Raw genomic sequence first — 13566 nt, forward strand, 5'->3', positions numbered from 1 at the left:
AATGGCATTGACAGGATTTGTATTTGTAGGTATGGGAGGCGCTTTGGGGGCTGTACTGCGATATGCTGTCAGCCTGCTTCCATGCAGAACAGCATTTCCGGTTCTTACACTGGCAATAAATGTATGCGGCGCTTTTGCTATTGGTTTTATTGCAGGAGCCGCGGCACGAAAAGGCATGCCGCAGCCTCTTCTTTTATTTTTAAAAACAGGAGTCTGCGGTGGATTTACAACATTTTCTACGTTCTCATTAGAGGCATATCAGCTGTTGCAGGAAAAGCAGTACTTTTTAAGTGCGCTGTATATTGTTTGCAGCGTAGGACTGTGCCTTGCCGGAATCGCAGCCGGTATGTATGCGGCGAAAAGGCTGTAAGGAGGAGCTGTGTCGGGATGAAAAAAGAACGGTGGCAGAAAGAAAAGCTTGTACTTCGCAGATATTGTGAAGAAGATATAGAAAAAGTAGCTGCATTGTTTTACGATACTGTACATATTGTAAATCGGAAAGATTACACGCAGGAACAAGTAGACGCATGGGCAGACGGTCATTTCGATCTGAACGCATGGGATGAGTCGTTTAAAAAGCATGATACGATTGTAGCGGAATTAGACGGCAATATCGTTGGATTTGCAGATATGACGGTGGACGGTTATCTGGATAGATTATATGTCCACAAAGACTTTCAGAGAAGGAAGATTGCGTCAAAGCTTTGTGACTATCTGGAGGAAAACTGTATGTCTGCCCATTTTACAACGCATGCTTCCATTACTGCAAAAAAATTTTTTGAAAAGCGAGGCTATCATGTCATAAAAGAGCAGCAGGTAATAAGAAAAGGAATTGTACTTATCAATTATCGTATGGAAAAGAGCGTGCAAAAAAGAAAAGACACATAATGGCAAAAGGAACTACAAGGGATAACAAAAAAAGATATGGACAAAATATCTTTGAAAAGTTGTCCCCGTCAGAGGAGAGTCAGACAGTTTAAACTTAAAAAAACGTTGGTTGCAGGCAACCCAAATTGCGATTGACTAACCCTGCATGGGACTTCTAAAATAAAGAAAAGGAGGGATACCTATGCAGGCATTATCGAAAGCAAAAGCAGGAGAAAGCTATACGATTAAATGGATGTTTGGAGTACCGGAGGTTTTAGAATTTATGCGCAGCCATCAGATCGAGGCAGGAAGTACCATACGTGTAATCCAGAGATGTACAGACAGTCTGATTATCGGAACAAGAGATACAAGGATTGCGATTGGAAATGAAGTAGCAGAGCGTATTCAAGTGTAAAGAAAGACAAAAAGAGCCTTCAAAAGAGTTTGGTAAAATAAAAAAGAGTTGACAAATACCCTTTTATGAGTAAAATAGAAACATAAGTGAATGACTAACAACAGGTACAAATGATTGAGGTTTCAATGATGGATAAAAGAGAGAGCAGTTTTGTCATCATGGATAATTTTCGGACTCTGCCGCTTGCTGACAGTGTTGTTTTTGTGCCGTGCACATATATTCCCTTTGGGGTGTGGGCATAGTAGAAAACAAAATACGCAGGCGACGAAAGAAGATACAGTTGTACAAATCATTTGGAATCAGGGAATACAAAGGATAGAAGTATAGCTTTATGCTTCCATCCTTTTTTATTGTATAGGAAACGAAGTTTCCTATACAATAAAACCCTCTGGGAGATGCACACTGCGTAATTTTGCGGGATTGATTTGTATGGTGAGAAAGGAAATTATAATGGACAGAAAAGAGATACTAAGTGGAAAAAAAAGGATTGTAATTAAAGTTGGGACAACGACCATCACATATGATGAGACAGGGAACATCAATTTAGACAAGCTGGAAAAGTTTGTAAGAATACTGATTAATTTAAGAAATAAGGGAAAAGAGGTGATCGTTGTCTCCTCAGGAGCCGTAGGAATCGGCAGAAATGTACTGGGACTTGAGCATAAACCGGAGACAGAAGCGGCAAAGCAGGCATGCGCAGCGGTCGGACAGGGCAGATTGATGATGATCTATGAAAAGCTCTTTAATGAATACAGCCAGTTGACAGCTCAGGTGCTCCTCACAAAAGAGTCGATTACAAACAAGGAGTGCAGAAGAAATGCCAGACAAGCGTTTGATGAGCTGTTCCGTATGAAGGTGGTGCCGATTGTAAACGAAAATGATGCAATTTCAGTAGATGAACTTGCCTATGGAAATTTTGGAGATAATGATACACTTGCGGCTTATGTGGCAAAACTGGTTGATGCGGATCTGTTGATTTTAATGTCAGATATAGAAGGGCTATATACAGATGACCCGAAAAAGAATCCAAACGCGAGATTTATACATACAGTGTCCGGCATTGACGGCAAACTGGAACAAATGGCGAAGGGCGCCTCCAGTGAATATGGGACTGGGGGAATGGCGACGAAAATCAAAGCCGCAAAAATCGCAACGGGCATCGGTGCAGATATGGTGATTGCCAATGGAGATAATATCTATACAATCAATGATATTATGGCAGGCAAGAAGGTGGGGACTTTATTCTTGTCAAAGCAGCACCGTCGGGAGATGAAGACGGAAATAGCGCCGGAAAAAGCACAGTACCGCAGGCAGGCAAAACGGCAGAGAAAAGGAGCAGAAAAACCGGCTGTATATGCGGAAAGTAAAGAAAAAGAGACGACAAAAGAACAGATAGAAGAAAAGGACAAAAAAAGCCTGGAAGACAGCCGAAAAGGAGGTAAATAAGATGGAAAAATATATGGAAACACTTGCGAAGCGTGCCAAAGCAGCTTCTATAGAAGCTGCAAAGCTTAATACTGCACAGAAAAATGCAGGGCTTATATCGGCGGCGGAAGAACTGCTCATTCAAAAAGAATTTATTTTGGAAGAAAACGAAAAAGATATAAAAGCGGCGGCTAAGAAGGGAACAAGACAGTCTCTTTTGGACAGGCTGAAACTCAGCGAAAAGCGGATAGAGGATATGGCAGAAGGATTAAGACAGGTAGCTTCCCTGGAAAATCCGGTGGGAGAAGTTCTTTCTATGAAAAACAGGCCGAATGGACTGCGGATAGGGAAGAAGAGAGTGCCTATCGGAGTAGTAGGAATTATCTATGAATCCCGTCCGAATGTAACAGCAGATGCGTTTGGATTGTGTTTTAAGACTGGAAACGCAGTGATACTAAGAGGTGGAAGCGACGCGATTTATTCAAACCAGGCAATTGTGCATGCGATTAAGACAGGACTTAGAAAAGAGAAGCTGCTCCAGGATCTCATTCTTTTAGTGGAGGATACGGGCAGGGAAGTGGTGCAGGATATGATGAAAATGCATGGGCTGATCGATGTGCTTATTCCAAGAGGCGGTGCAGGGCTGATTGCAAATGTGGTGGAAAACAGTACGGTTCCGGTGATTGAGACGGGGACAGGCAACTGCCATATTTATGTGGATGAATCTGCAGACAGAAAAATGGCAGTGGACATTATCGAAAATGCCAAGACACAGAGGATGGGGGTGTGTAATGCATGTGAGTCTCTTGTCATCCATGAACATGCGATGAACATACTGCCGGATGTTGTAGAGCGCCTGAAAATGCATGGAGTAGAAATACGAGGAGATGAGAGGGCCTGCCTTACCAGCAGTTATATTGTTCCGGCAGATGAAGAGGACTGGGAAAAAGAATATCTGGATGCAGTTATCTCTGTCAAAATAGTGGATTCTATTGATGCGGCGATTGCACATATCAATCAGTATAACACAGGACATTCAGAGTCAATCATAACACAGGATTACAACCATGCATTAAAATTTCAGGATGAAATTGACGCGGCGGCAGTATATGTAAATGCCTCTACCAGATTTACAGATGGATTTGAGTTTGGATTTGGCGCGGAGATTGGAATCAGTACACAAAAGCTTCATGCAAGAGGCCCGATGGGATTAGAGGCTTTGACAACCACAAAGTATATTATATTCGGAGACGGACAGATACGAAATTAGAGGTTGTTTTAAAATTTAAACCCACATAGTATATATGGGATGCCTGCTACAGCAGGCTTGAGAAGTAAGAGAAAGTACCGTAAAACTTATGTTTTGCGGGCTTTTTCTTTTTTTGTGCACATACAAAACCTGATTTTTCGGTTAAAAAAATTTTCACATTTTAAGTATGAAAACATACTTGACACGAGTATGATTTCATACTATAATAGCAGTCATGCAAGTATGAAATCATACTAAGGAGGTAAGGGTATGCAGGAAAAACTAAATGAATTGTTGATGGACTTTAATAAAATTAACAAAGAGTGCGACGAACTATATCATAAAGTAGCTTCAAAGATGGGAATTTCAGACAGTGCCTTTTCTATCTTTTATACCCTTTATGATTTAGGCGACGGCTGTCTGCAAAAAGACATTTGTTATGAGTTTTTTGCAAATAAACAGACAGTTAATTCTTCTATTCGGAAGCTGGTACAGGAGGGGTATATTTATCTTGAACAGGGGGCAGGCAGGGATAAACATATTTTTTTAACTGAGGCAGGGAAACAGTTTATTGCAAAATATATTGTGCCGGTCGTTCAAAAAGAAAATGCGGCCTTTACCGCCTTGAAAGACGCGGAACAAAAAGAACTCTTGCGCTTGGCAAATATTTATGTGGAAAGCTTGAGGACAAAATTAAATGAGCTTTGAGCACATTTTCCATGGCAGACTACTGAATTCAGGAGGAAACACAGCATGAAAACGATTCTGCGGTTCATAAAACCGTATAAATGGAGATGCTTCTTTACATTACTTGTTATGTTTTTAGATGTTGCGGGCGGTCTGCTTATTCCGACCATCACAGCAGATATGATAAATGTCGGGGTGAGTGGCGGCAAGATGGACTACTTAATCCGCGGCGGAATACTTATGCTGATCGTAACAATCGTTACCAGTCTGGGCGCGCTGTTGGGGAGTTATCTCGCCGCAGACCTTTCTTCTAAAATTGGACGGGATATGCGGAACGCTCTTTACGATAAATCGCTTACCTTTTCTTCTTATGATTTTGAACAGTTCGGAACCGGCTCTATGATTACCCGCACGCTGAACGATGTAAATGTCGTTCAACAAGGCGTCGTATGGTTTATACAGATGGTATTGCCTGTTCCCGCGGTTTGTATCATGGGAATTGTCATGTCGTTTTCGATTGATACCATGATGGGAGTTTTATTGGTTGGCGCGACGCTGTTTATTTTGCTTCTGGCGATTTTTGTCACTCGTAAAGCCTCGGTGATTTTTGATAAGCTGCAAAAATTCCTTGACCGAATGAATGTTGTTCTCCGGGAAAATGTTACGGGTGTACGAGTGATCCGCGCTTTTAATAAAGAAAAGTATGAAGAAAAGCGAATGAGAAAATCTTTTGAGGATTATGCCGGGGCGGCAATCAGCGCAAACCGGCTGTTTGCCGGATTGGAGAGCGTTGCCCTGTTTGCGATTAACCTTATCATTGTTGTCATCCTTTGGGCGGGCGGAAATCGGATTGGCGCGGGATTTATGGAAATTGGCGATATTACTGCTCTGACACAATATGCCATGATGATTCTTTTTTATATCATTATGGCCCAGATGGTGCTGATCTTAATTCCCCGCGCCATGATTTGTGTTCGGAGAATTTCAGATGTGCTGCATCTTGCGCCGGAGATCCAGGATGGAACTGCGTCTGTTGATAATACTCCGGGTCAAATGAAAGAAGTTGTACGGTTCAAAAATGCAGGTTTTCGCTTTGCGGACGCGGGTGAGAATACTTTAGAAGCTTTGGATTTTACCTGCAGAAGAGGGGAAACAACTGCGATTATCGGCAGCACAGGCAGTGGAAAGTCTACGATTGCAAAATTAATTTTGCGGTTTCATGATGTGACTTCCGGATCTGTCCTTATGAATGGAAAGGATATTCGCGGCATGACGCAGAAAGAATTAAGAGAGCATATCTCCTATGTGCCGCAAAAAGCATGGCTGTTTTCTGGCACGATTGCCGACAATCTGAGGCATGGAAATGAACGGGCTACCGAACAGCAAATGAAGCATGCTTTGTCGGTTGCGCAGTCCGAATTTGTTTACGATCTCTCCGACGGACTTTACTCTCGCGTATCACAGGGCGGCACAAACTTTTCGGGCGGGCAGAAGCAGCGTCTTTCGATTGCGCGGGCATTGACAAAGAAAGCCGATCTCTATATTTTTGACGATAGCTTTTCTGCTCTGGACTTCAAGACAGACGCGGCGTTACGGAAAGCCCTTGCGAATGAAGTCAAAGACGCGGCGGTACTGATTATCGCCCAGCGGATCAGCACGATTATGAACGCAGAACAGATTATTGTGTTGGAAGAAGGACGGGTTGTCGGAATTGGCAATCACGATTTTCTGATGCAGACCTGCCCTGTTTATCAGGATATTGCAAAATCTCAAATGAAAGGAGCCGTAAGCCATGAGTGAGAATAACAACAATGCACAAGTTCTTACAGAAGAAATGGATTTTGAAAGGCCGGATCATGCGTGGCAAACGATAAGAAGGCTGTGGCGTTCTACGGGCGATCAGCATAAGCGGTTAGCGGTCGTGCTTGTATCGGTCATCCTGTATACGTTTCTTTCTATTATTGCGCCGCTGTATAGCGCGTATATCGTAGATTTGCTTTGGAACAACATCAAAGAGACGATTACAAACGGCTCGACATTTCAAGTTACATGGGCGGCGGGAGGCAGGGATATAGTATTTTTATTGTTGCTCTATCTGGCAACGGCGCTGTTTTATACTCTTCAATCGTTCCTTATGGCAAGTTTTGCGGAAAACCTTAGTCTTCGGCTAAGGACGGAAATCAGCGAAAAGCTAAACCGGCTTCCACTCGCCTTCTTTGACCGCACTAAAACCGGGGCGATTCTTAGCCGGACAGTGAATGACTTGGATAAAACAGCGGAGGCCCTGCAAACGGGAATGTTGAAACTATTTACAGCCGTCGGCATGGTAATCGGCTCTCTGGTGATGATGTTCCGTTTTAGTATTCTATTGACGCTTGTTTTTCTGGCGTTTACAGGAATAGCGCTGGCAGCTACTAATTTTGTGTCGGCAAAAACGCTGCAATCCGCCATGAAACGGCAGCAGTGCGTGAGTAATGTGACCGCGCGGGTAGAAGAGGCATACAGCGGCCGGGTTATTATAAAAGCATTTAATCAGGAAGAAATCAGCTCTGAAAATATGCATAAGGCAACTGAAGAACTGGCAGAGGCTACCAAAAAAGCGGACTTTATGATAAACGCGATCAATCCGGCAATTCGCATGATTAACCGTTTCGGTCAAGTGCTGATTGCGGTACTCGCGGGAAAAATGCTGCTGGAGGGAAGATTGACCGTCGGTGTGTTTCAGGCGTTTTTCCAGTATGTAAACCAGGCTTCGGAGCCACTCACAGAGGCCGCCTATATGGTAAACAGTATGCAGTCTGCTTTAGCTTCTCTGGAACGAATTTACAAGCTGTTAGATGAGGAAGAGCTTTCGTCGGAACCCGCTTTCCCCTCTGTTGTGGAGCAGGCAAAAGGAACGGTGGAATTCCGGGACGTCCGGTTTGGATATACGCCGGATAATATCTTAATGCACAATATCAACTTCTCTGTAAAACCGGGGCAGAAGGTGGCAATTGTCGGCAGCACAGGAGCCGGAAAGACAACGCTTATTAATTTGCTTATGCGGTTTTATGAATTAAACGGCGGAAAAATCATTTTAGACGGAATCGACATAAGGGATATGACCCGTTCCAATTTGAGAAGCAATTTTGGAATGGTGCTGCAAGATACATGGCTGTTTGGCGGCACGATTGCGGAAAATATCGCCTACAGCAAGCCCGGCGCTGCCCGCGAGGAAATCATAGCGGCGGCAAAAGCCGCCAGAGTAGATTTCTTTGTCCGTACCATGCCGCATGGATATGATACAGTTTTAAGCAACGACGCGGAAAATATTTCTATCGGTCAGCGGCAGCTTCTGACTATAGCCAGAGTGTTTCTTTGCAATCCGGCAGTTATCATTCTGGACGAAGCGACGTCCAGTGTAGATACCCGCACAGAGATTGAAATCGGTAAGGCTATGAAAGAGCTGATGAAGAACAGAACGAGCTTTGTAATCGCGCACAGACTTTCGACGATTATAGACGCGGATTTAATCCTGTTTATGCAAAACGGAAATATTATCGAGCAGGGAACGCACGAAGATTTGTTAAAGGCAAAGGGAGCTTACGCGGACTTGTATTACAGTCAGTTTGCGTAATGACTTTGTTACAAAATAAAGGCAGAAACGAATAACTGAATAATATCCGCTTTTACGACAGCGCCGCGGAACAGGAAAGCCACAAATGGTTTTCCTGTTTTTTATATCATAGGAAAGTCCTTCGGACTAACCTATGATATAAAAGCCCTTCGGGCAATATGTGTGGGAAACTCCGTTTCTTAAAAGAAAATACTTGCATAATATACATAATAGATGTATAATTATGCGTAAATGTGAAAGGAATTCTCTGATGAAAAATACTTTACTTCCTATTAAATGAGGTTTATTATTAAAAAATATGAAAAAGAAAGGGTGCTTATAAATGATAAAGGTAGGAATTATTGGAGCGACAGGCTATGCAGGCGCCGAGCTTGTCCGGATTTTAAGCAGACACAAAGAGGCAGAGATTGTATGGTACGGCTCCAGAAGCTATATAGAGAAACCCTATGCCAGTGTATATAAAAATATGTTTCAAATAGTGGATGCGTCCTGTATGGATGACAACATGGAGGAGCTCGCAGACAAGGCGGATGTCATTTTTACGGCGACGCCGCAGGGTTTCTGTGCTTCACTTGTCAGTGAAGAAATTTTGTCCAAGACAAAAATTGTCGATTTGAGTGCGGATTTTAGAATCAAGGATGTAAGTACATATGAAGAATGGTATAAAATCGAGCATAAATCGCCGCAATTTATTAAGGAGGCAGTTTATGGCTTATGCGAGATCAACAGAGAAGCGGTGAAAAAGGCACGCCTTGTGGCAAATCCAGGATGCTATACCACTTGCTCGATTCTGACGGCATATCCGCTGGCAAAAGAAGGTTTGATTGACATGGATACATTGATTATCGATGCAAAATCAGGGACATCCGGAGCAGGCAGAGGGGCAAAGACAGCGAATCTGTTCTGTGAAGTCAATGAAAATATGAAAGCATATGGAGTAGCGACGCACAGACATACTCCGGAGATTGAAGAACAGTTGGGGTATGCGTCAGGCAGAAAAGTAGTGCTGAATTTTACTCCGCATCTTGTACCGATGAACAGAGGAATTCTTGTGACAGAATATGCGAGCCTGAAAAAAGGAGTCAGCGCAGGGGAAGTGGCATCTGTGTACGAGCATTACTATGGAAAAGAAACGTTTATCCGGGTGCTGGAAGAAGGCGCCTGTCCGGAGACGAAATGGGTGGAAGGAAGCAATTATGTAGATATTGGTTTTCAGATAGATAAAAGAACCGGACGTATCATTATGATGGGTGCGATAGATAATTTAGTAAAGGGAGCAGCAGGGCAGGCAGTGCAGAATATGAATCTGCTGTTTGGTATAGAAGAAAAGGAAGGGCTTGACCTGGTGCCAATGTTCCCGTAGCCGGGGAAGTGGCGGAATATGCAGGGCAAAGGGACTGCTTTCGGAAAGGAAAGAATAAAAATGATACGTGCAATGAAAATAGAGGATTACGATGGCATATATGCGCTGTGGAAAAAAATCAAAGGATTTGGGATTCGCAGTATTGATGATTCGAAAATCGGGGTAGAGCGCTTTTTAAAACGAAATCCAACGACGAGCGTTGTTGCTGTAGAGGATGGAAAGATTGTAGGAAGTATTCTGTGTGGGCATGACGGACGCAGAGGATGTCTCTATCATGTGTGTGTAGATGAGGCATACCGGCGCCGCGGCATTGGGAAGGCAATGGTAGTACAGGCGATGCACGCGTTGAGGGATGAAAAAATCAACAAGGTGTCTCTGATAGCATTTACGAAAAATGACATAGGGAATGCGTTTTGGAATACTATCGGCTGGACTGAACGGAGGGACTTAAATTATTACGATTTTACATTGAATGAGAAAAATATTACTGCGTTTAATGAGCAAGAATAGCGTCGGTGTACAAGGAGCATGTTGCCCCTTGTACACCGACGCTAAGGAATAGAAAAATGTAGATGAAAAAGAAAGGAAAAGGAAAATGGAAGTAATAAAAGGCGGCGTGACTGCGGCGAAGGGGTTCGAGGCGGCAGCGGCAGCAGCGGGAATTAAATATCAGGACAGGACAGATATGGCGCTTATATATAGTAAAAAGCCCTGTAAAACGGCAGGGACGTTTACTACCAATCTTGTAAAAGCAGCGCCGGTGAAGTGGGATAAGAAAATCGTGGACGAAAAACAAAAATCCCAGGCGGTTGTCATTAATTCCGGAATCGCCAATGCGTGTACCGGAGCAGAAGGATACGAATATTGCAGGGAGACCGCAGAAGAGGCAGCGGATATCCTGGGAGTCGATAAAGACGGAGTGCTGATAGGCTCTACCGGTGTTATCGGGATGCAGCTTCCGATAGAAAAACTCAAAAAAGGGATAGAACTGCTCTCCAAGAAAAAAGGCAGTGCGATCGAGAACGGGACAGAAGCGGCAAAAGCGATTATGACAACAGACACCTGTGAAAAAGAGATCGCAGTTACCATTGAAATTGGAGGAAAGACAGTTACAATCGGCGGAATGGCGAAAGGCTCCGGCATGATACATCCCAATATGTGTACCATGCTTTCCTTTCTTACGACAGACGCCGTAATTTCCAGAAAAGCAATGTGTGCGGCGCTGCGTTCGGATGTGGAAGATACGTATAATATGATTTCTGTAGACGGGGATACGTCCACGAATGACACAGTGCTTCTGCTTGCAAATGGAATGGCGGGGAATGAAAAAATCAAACTGGACACAGAAGCGTATGAAAAATTTAAAGAGGCACTTCACTATGTAAATGAATATCTGGCGAAGAAGATCGCAGGGGATGGAGAAGGTGCGACTGCCCTTTTTGAAGCAAAAGTAACAGGGGCAAAGACAAAGGAACAGGCGAAAGTACTGGCAAAGGCGGTTGTGTGTTCCAATTTGACAAAAGCGGCAATCGCAGGACACGATGCGAACTGGGGAAGGATCCTTTGCGCAATGGGATATGCAGGGGCAGAGTTTGATCCAGAGAAGGTGGACTTAGCATTTGAAAGTGCAGCCGGAAAGATTGAGATTATTAAAAATGGTGTGGCAGTGGATTATAGCGAAGAAAAAGCAACAGAGATTTTATCCTCTCCGGAGATCACTGTGACTGCGGATATAAAAGAAGGAGATAAATGGGCGTCTGCATGGGGCTGTGATTTAACTCACGGATATATTGACATCAATGCAGATTACAGGAGCTGAGGTGAGAAGAATGGAAGAATATGTAAAAGAAAACAGAAATGAAAATATGCAGAAGTATTTGGAGAAGGCGCAGGTACTTATTGAGGCGCTGCCTTATATTCAGCGTTTTAACCGCAAAATTATCGTCGTTAAATATGGCGGAAGCGCAATGGTGGACGAGAGCTTGAAGAAGAGGGTGATCGAAGATGTCACACTTTTAAAACTGGTAGGATTCAAGCCCATTATCGTTCATGGCGGAGGAAAAGAGATAAGTAAATGGGTCGGAAAGGTGGGAATGGAACCACAGTTTATAAACGGTCTGCGTGTGACAGATGCGGACACTATGGAAGTGGCAGAGATGGTGCTTGGCAAGGTAAACAAAAGTCTGGTACAGATGGTAGAACAGCTTGGCGTGCGCGCGATCGGAATCAGCGGAAAAGACGGGGCTTTACTGAAGGTAGATAAGAAATATGCACAGGGGAAAGACATCGGATATGTGGGAGAGATAAAAGAAGTCAATGCAAAAATTTTGTATGATCTGCTGGAAAAGGATTTTCTGCCGATTGTCTGCCCGATAGGATTAGACGATGCATTTCAGACATACAATATCAATGCGGATGATGCGGCATGTGCGATTGCATGTGCGATGAATGCGGAAAAGCTTGCTTTTCTGACGGACATTGAGGGAGTATACAAGGATCCAGAGGACCCGTCAACGCTGATTTCAGAGCTGTGGGTGGAAGAAGCAGAAAAACTGATGGAGGAAGGGTATATCGAGGGAGGTATGCTTCCAAAGCTTAGAAATTGTGTGGACGCCATCGAAAATGGAGTGTCCAGAGTCCACATTCTGGACGGAAGGATTCCACACTGCCTCCTTTTGGAGATTTTTACAAACAGGGGAATCGGAACAGCCATATTACACGGAAAAGAAAGCAGGTATTATCATGGTGAACAGTAAGATACAGGCGGCAGAAGAAAATTTGATTCATGTATATAATCGTTTTCCAATTGCGCTGGAATACGGAGACGGGATGTATCTGTATGATACAGAGGGAAAAGAGTATTTAGATTTTGCGGCAGGATTTGCAGTCTGCGGCCTGGGATACAATAATAAGGAACTGAATGAAGCGTTGAAAGCGCAGATAGATAAAATCTGCCATATTTCTAATTTATATTATCATGTAAACTGTGGAGAAGCGGCGAAAGAGCTAAATCGTATTTCCGGTATGGATCGGGTGTTTTTTACAAACAGTGGAAGCGAGGCGAACGAAGGGGCGCTCAAAGCGGCGCGGCGGTACGCGTATACGAAAAAGACAGGTCGTTTTGAGTTTATTGCCATGGAACATTCTTTTCATGGGAGAAGCTTTGGCGCTGTTTCTGTGACAGGGCATGAAGCATACAGGGAGCCCTTTGAACCTGTACTGCCCGGAGTAAGGTTTGCAGAATTTAACAATTTAGACAGTGTGAAGGCGCTGGTAAATGAAAAAACCTGTGCGATTATATTAGAGCCGTTGCAGGGGGAAGGCGGTATTCATCCGGCCAAACAGGAGTTTATGGAGGGTATCCGGAAGATTTGTGATGAGAACGGGATTCTGATGATTTGTGATGAGGTACAGTGCGGAATGGGGCGGACAGGCAGCATGTTCGCATGGCAGGATTTCGGTGTGAAGCCGGACATTCTGACAATGGCAAAAGCGATTGGAAACGGAATACCCGTAGGCGCGTTTGCAATGACGCAGGAGGTGGCAGATTTTTCTCTAAAGCCGGGGGATCATGGAGCAACCTACGGCGGAAATCCACTGTCCTGTGCAGCGGTAAAAAAGGTGATAGAGATTTTTGAGAGAGAGGACATTGTCGGACATGTAAAAAAGACGGCGCCTTATCTGGAAAAAAGATTGGAGGAAGTAGCAGGAGAATTTGAGTTTGTGACAGGACGCAGAGGGAAGGGATTTATGCAGGGACTTGTCTTTTCGCGTCCAGTTTCCGAGATAAATTTAAAGACGATTGAAGAAGGCCTGCTTGTGATTCAGGCGCAGGGAAATGTGATTCGTTTTCTTCCACCATTAATCGCAGAAGAAAAGCATATTGACGAAATGATAGAAAAATTAAGGCGTGCCTTGAGAAAATTACAATAAGAATTCTCGGA

General features: G+C 43.8%; 14 protein-coding genes. All 14 read left to right on the plus strand.

Going from position 1 to position 13566, the window contains the following annotated elements; genetic code table 11:
• Position 1: 1 nt before the first annotated feature.
• The 14 genes from crcB (at position 2) to H8S37_RS00645 (ending at position 13555) form a co-directional block, all read left to right on the plus strand.
• Positions 2-370: a fluoride efflux transporter CrcB gene (crcB, locus tag H8S37_RS00585; protein ID WP_186874126.1), complete on the plus strand. Its 369-nt coding sequence runs from the start codon at positions 2-4 to the stop codon at positions 368-370.
• A 17-nt stretch (positions 371-387) separates the two neighbouring features.
• Positions 388-888, plus strand: coding sequence for a GNAT family N-acetyltransferase (locus H8S37_RS00590; RefSeq protein ID WP_186874127.1), 501 nt, complete (start codon positions 388-390; stop codon positions 886-888).
• A gap of 181 nt (positions 889-1069) precedes the next feature.
• Positions 1070-1282, plus strand: a complete 213-nt coding sequence (locus tag H8S37_RS00595) for a FeoA family protein (protein WP_186874128.1) — start codon at positions 1070-1072, stop codon at positions 1280-1282.
• A 110-nt stretch (positions 1283-1392) separates the two neighbouring features.
• On the plus strand, positions 1393-1524 hold the full coding sequence (locus tag H8S37_RS17380; RefSeq protein ID WP_279287332.1) for a hypothetical protein: 132 nt from the start codon (positions 1393-1395) through the stop codon (positions 1522-1524).
• A 208-nt stretch (positions 1525-1732) separates the two neighbouring features.
• Positions 1733-2728: a glutamate 5-kinase gene (gene proB, locus H8S37_RS00600; protein ID WP_186874129.1), complete on the plus strand. Its 996-nt coding sequence runs from the start codon at positions 1733-1735 to the stop codon at positions 2726-2728.
• A gap of 1 nt (position 2729) precedes the next feature.
• Complete coding sequence (locus H8S37_RS00605; RefSeq protein WP_186874130.1) at positions 2730-3977, plus strand: glutamate-5-semialdehyde dehydrogenase; 1248 nt, start codon at positions 2730-2732, stop codon at positions 3975-3977.
• A 249-nt stretch (positions 3978-4226) separates the two neighbouring features.
• A complete protein-coding gene (locus H8S37_RS00610) occupies positions 4227-4664 on the plus strand; it encodes a MarR family winged helix-turn-helix transcriptional regulator (RefSeq protein ID WP_186874131.1) in 438 nt (145 codons plus the stop codon).
• Between the two features lie 45 nt (positions 4665-4709).
• Positions 4710-6443: an ABC transporter ATP-binding protein gene (locus H8S37_RS00615; protein WP_186874132.1), complete on the plus strand. Its 1734-nt coding sequence runs from the start codon at positions 4710-4712 to the stop codon at positions 6441-6443.
• Positions 6436-8259, plus strand: a complete 1824-nt coding sequence (locus H8S37_RS00620) for an ABC transporter ATP-binding protein (protein WP_186874133.1) — start codon at positions 6436-6438, stop codon at positions 8257-8259. The genes H8S37_RS00615 and H8S37_RS00620 overlap by 8 nt, the downstream gene beginning before the upstream one ends.
• Positions 8260-8581: 322 nt before the next feature.
• Entirely contained in the window at positions 8582-9622 is a 1041-nt protein-coding gene (gene argC, locus H8S37_RS00625; RefSeq protein ID WP_186874134.1) for an N-acetyl-gamma-glutamyl-phosphate reductase, read from the plus strand.
• A 60-nt stretch (positions 9623-9682) separates the two neighbouring features.
• Positions 9683-10132 (plus strand): GNAT family N-acetyltransferase, encoded by a 450-nt coding sequence (locus tag H8S37_RS00630; RefSeq protein WP_186874135.1) that lies wholly within the window; start codon positions 9683-9685, stop codon positions 10130-10132.
• Positions 10133-10217: 85 nt separating this feature from the next.
• Positions 10218-11441 (plus strand): bifunctional glutamate N-acetyltransferase/amino-acid acetyltransferase ArgJ, encoded by a 1224-nt coding sequence (argJ, locus tag H8S37_RS00635; RefSeq protein WP_186874136.1) that lies wholly within the window; start codon positions 10218-10220, stop codon positions 11439-11441.
• Positions 11442-11451: 10 nt separating this feature from the next.
• Positions 11452-12378 (plus strand): acetylglutamate kinase, encoded by a 927-nt coding sequence (gene argB, locus H8S37_RS00640; RefSeq protein WP_186874137.1) that lies wholly within the window; start codon positions 11452-11454, stop codon positions 12376-12378.
• Positions 12365-13555: an aspartate aminotransferase family protein gene (locus H8S37_RS00645; RefSeq protein ID WP_186874138.1), complete on the plus strand. Its 1191-nt coding sequence runs from the start codon at positions 12365-12367 to the stop codon at positions 13553-13555. The genes argB and H8S37_RS00645 overlap by 14 nt, the downstream gene beginning before the upstream one ends.
• Positions 13556-13566 lie beyond the last annotated feature (11 nt).

The sequence above is a fragment of the Mediterraneibacter hominis genome, assembly GCF_014287475.1.
Classification (GTDB): Bacteria; Bacillota; Clostridia; order Lachnospirales; family Lachnospiraceae; genus Mediterraneibacter; species Mediterraneibacter hominis.

Excerpts from the sequence above, each read along its gene's own strand:
- argJ (WP_186874136.1), top strand. The coding sequence starts at position 10,218 with ATGGAAGTAATAAAAGGCGGCGTGACTGCGGCGAAGGGGTTCGAGGCG.
- H8S37_RS00605 (WP_186874130.1), top strand. The coding sequence starts at position 2,730 with ATGGAAAAATATATGGAAACACTTGCGAAGCGTGCCAAAGCAGCTTCT.
- crcB (WP_186874126.1), top strand. The coding sequence starts at position 2 with ATGGCATTGACAGGATTTGTATTTGTAGGTATGGGAGGCGCTTTGGGG.
- argB (WP_186874137.1), top strand. The coding sequence starts at position 11,452 with ATGGAAGAATATGTAAAAGAAAACAGAAATGAAAATATGCAGAAGTAT.
- H8S37_RS00630 (WP_186874135.1), top strand. The coding sequence starts at position 9,683 with ATGATACGTGCAATGAAAATAGAGGATTACGATGGCATATATGCGCTG.
- H8S37_RS00595 (WP_186874128.1), top strand. The coding sequence starts at position 1,070 with ATGCAGGCATTATCGAAAGCAAAAGCAGGAGAAAGCTATACGATTAAA.
- H8S37_RS17380 (WP_279287332.1), top strand. The coding sequence starts at position 1,393 with ATGATTGAGGTTTCAATGATGGATAAAAGAGAGAGCAGTTTTGTCATC.
- H8S37_RS00615 (WP_186874132.1), top strand. The coding sequence starts at position 4,710 with ATGAAAACGATTCTGCGGTTCATAAAACCGTATAAATGGAGATGCTTC.
- proB (WP_186874129.1), top strand. The coding sequence starts at position 1,733 with ATGGACAGAAAAGAGATACTAAGTGGAAAAAAAAGGATTGTAATTAAA.
- H8S37_RS00645 (WP_186874138.1), top strand. The coding sequence starts at position 12,365 with ATGGTGAACAGTAAGATACAGGCGGCAGAAGAAAATTTGATTCATGTA.
- H8S37_RS00620 (WP_186874133.1), top strand. The coding sequence starts at position 6,436 with ATGAGTGAGAATAACAACAATGCACAAGTTCTTACAGAAGAAATGGAT.
- argC (WP_186874134.1), top strand. The coding sequence starts at position 8,582 with ATGATAAAGGTAGGAATTATTGGAGCGACAGGCTATGCAGGCGCCGAG.
- H8S37_RS00590 (WP_186874127.1), top strand. The coding sequence starts at position 388 with ATGAAAAAAGAACGGTGGCAGAAAGAAAAGCTTGTACTTCGCAGATAT.
- H8S37_RS00610 (WP_186874131.1), top strand. The coding sequence starts at position 4,227 with ATGCAGGAAAAACTAAATGAATTGTTGATGGACTTTAATAAAATTAAC.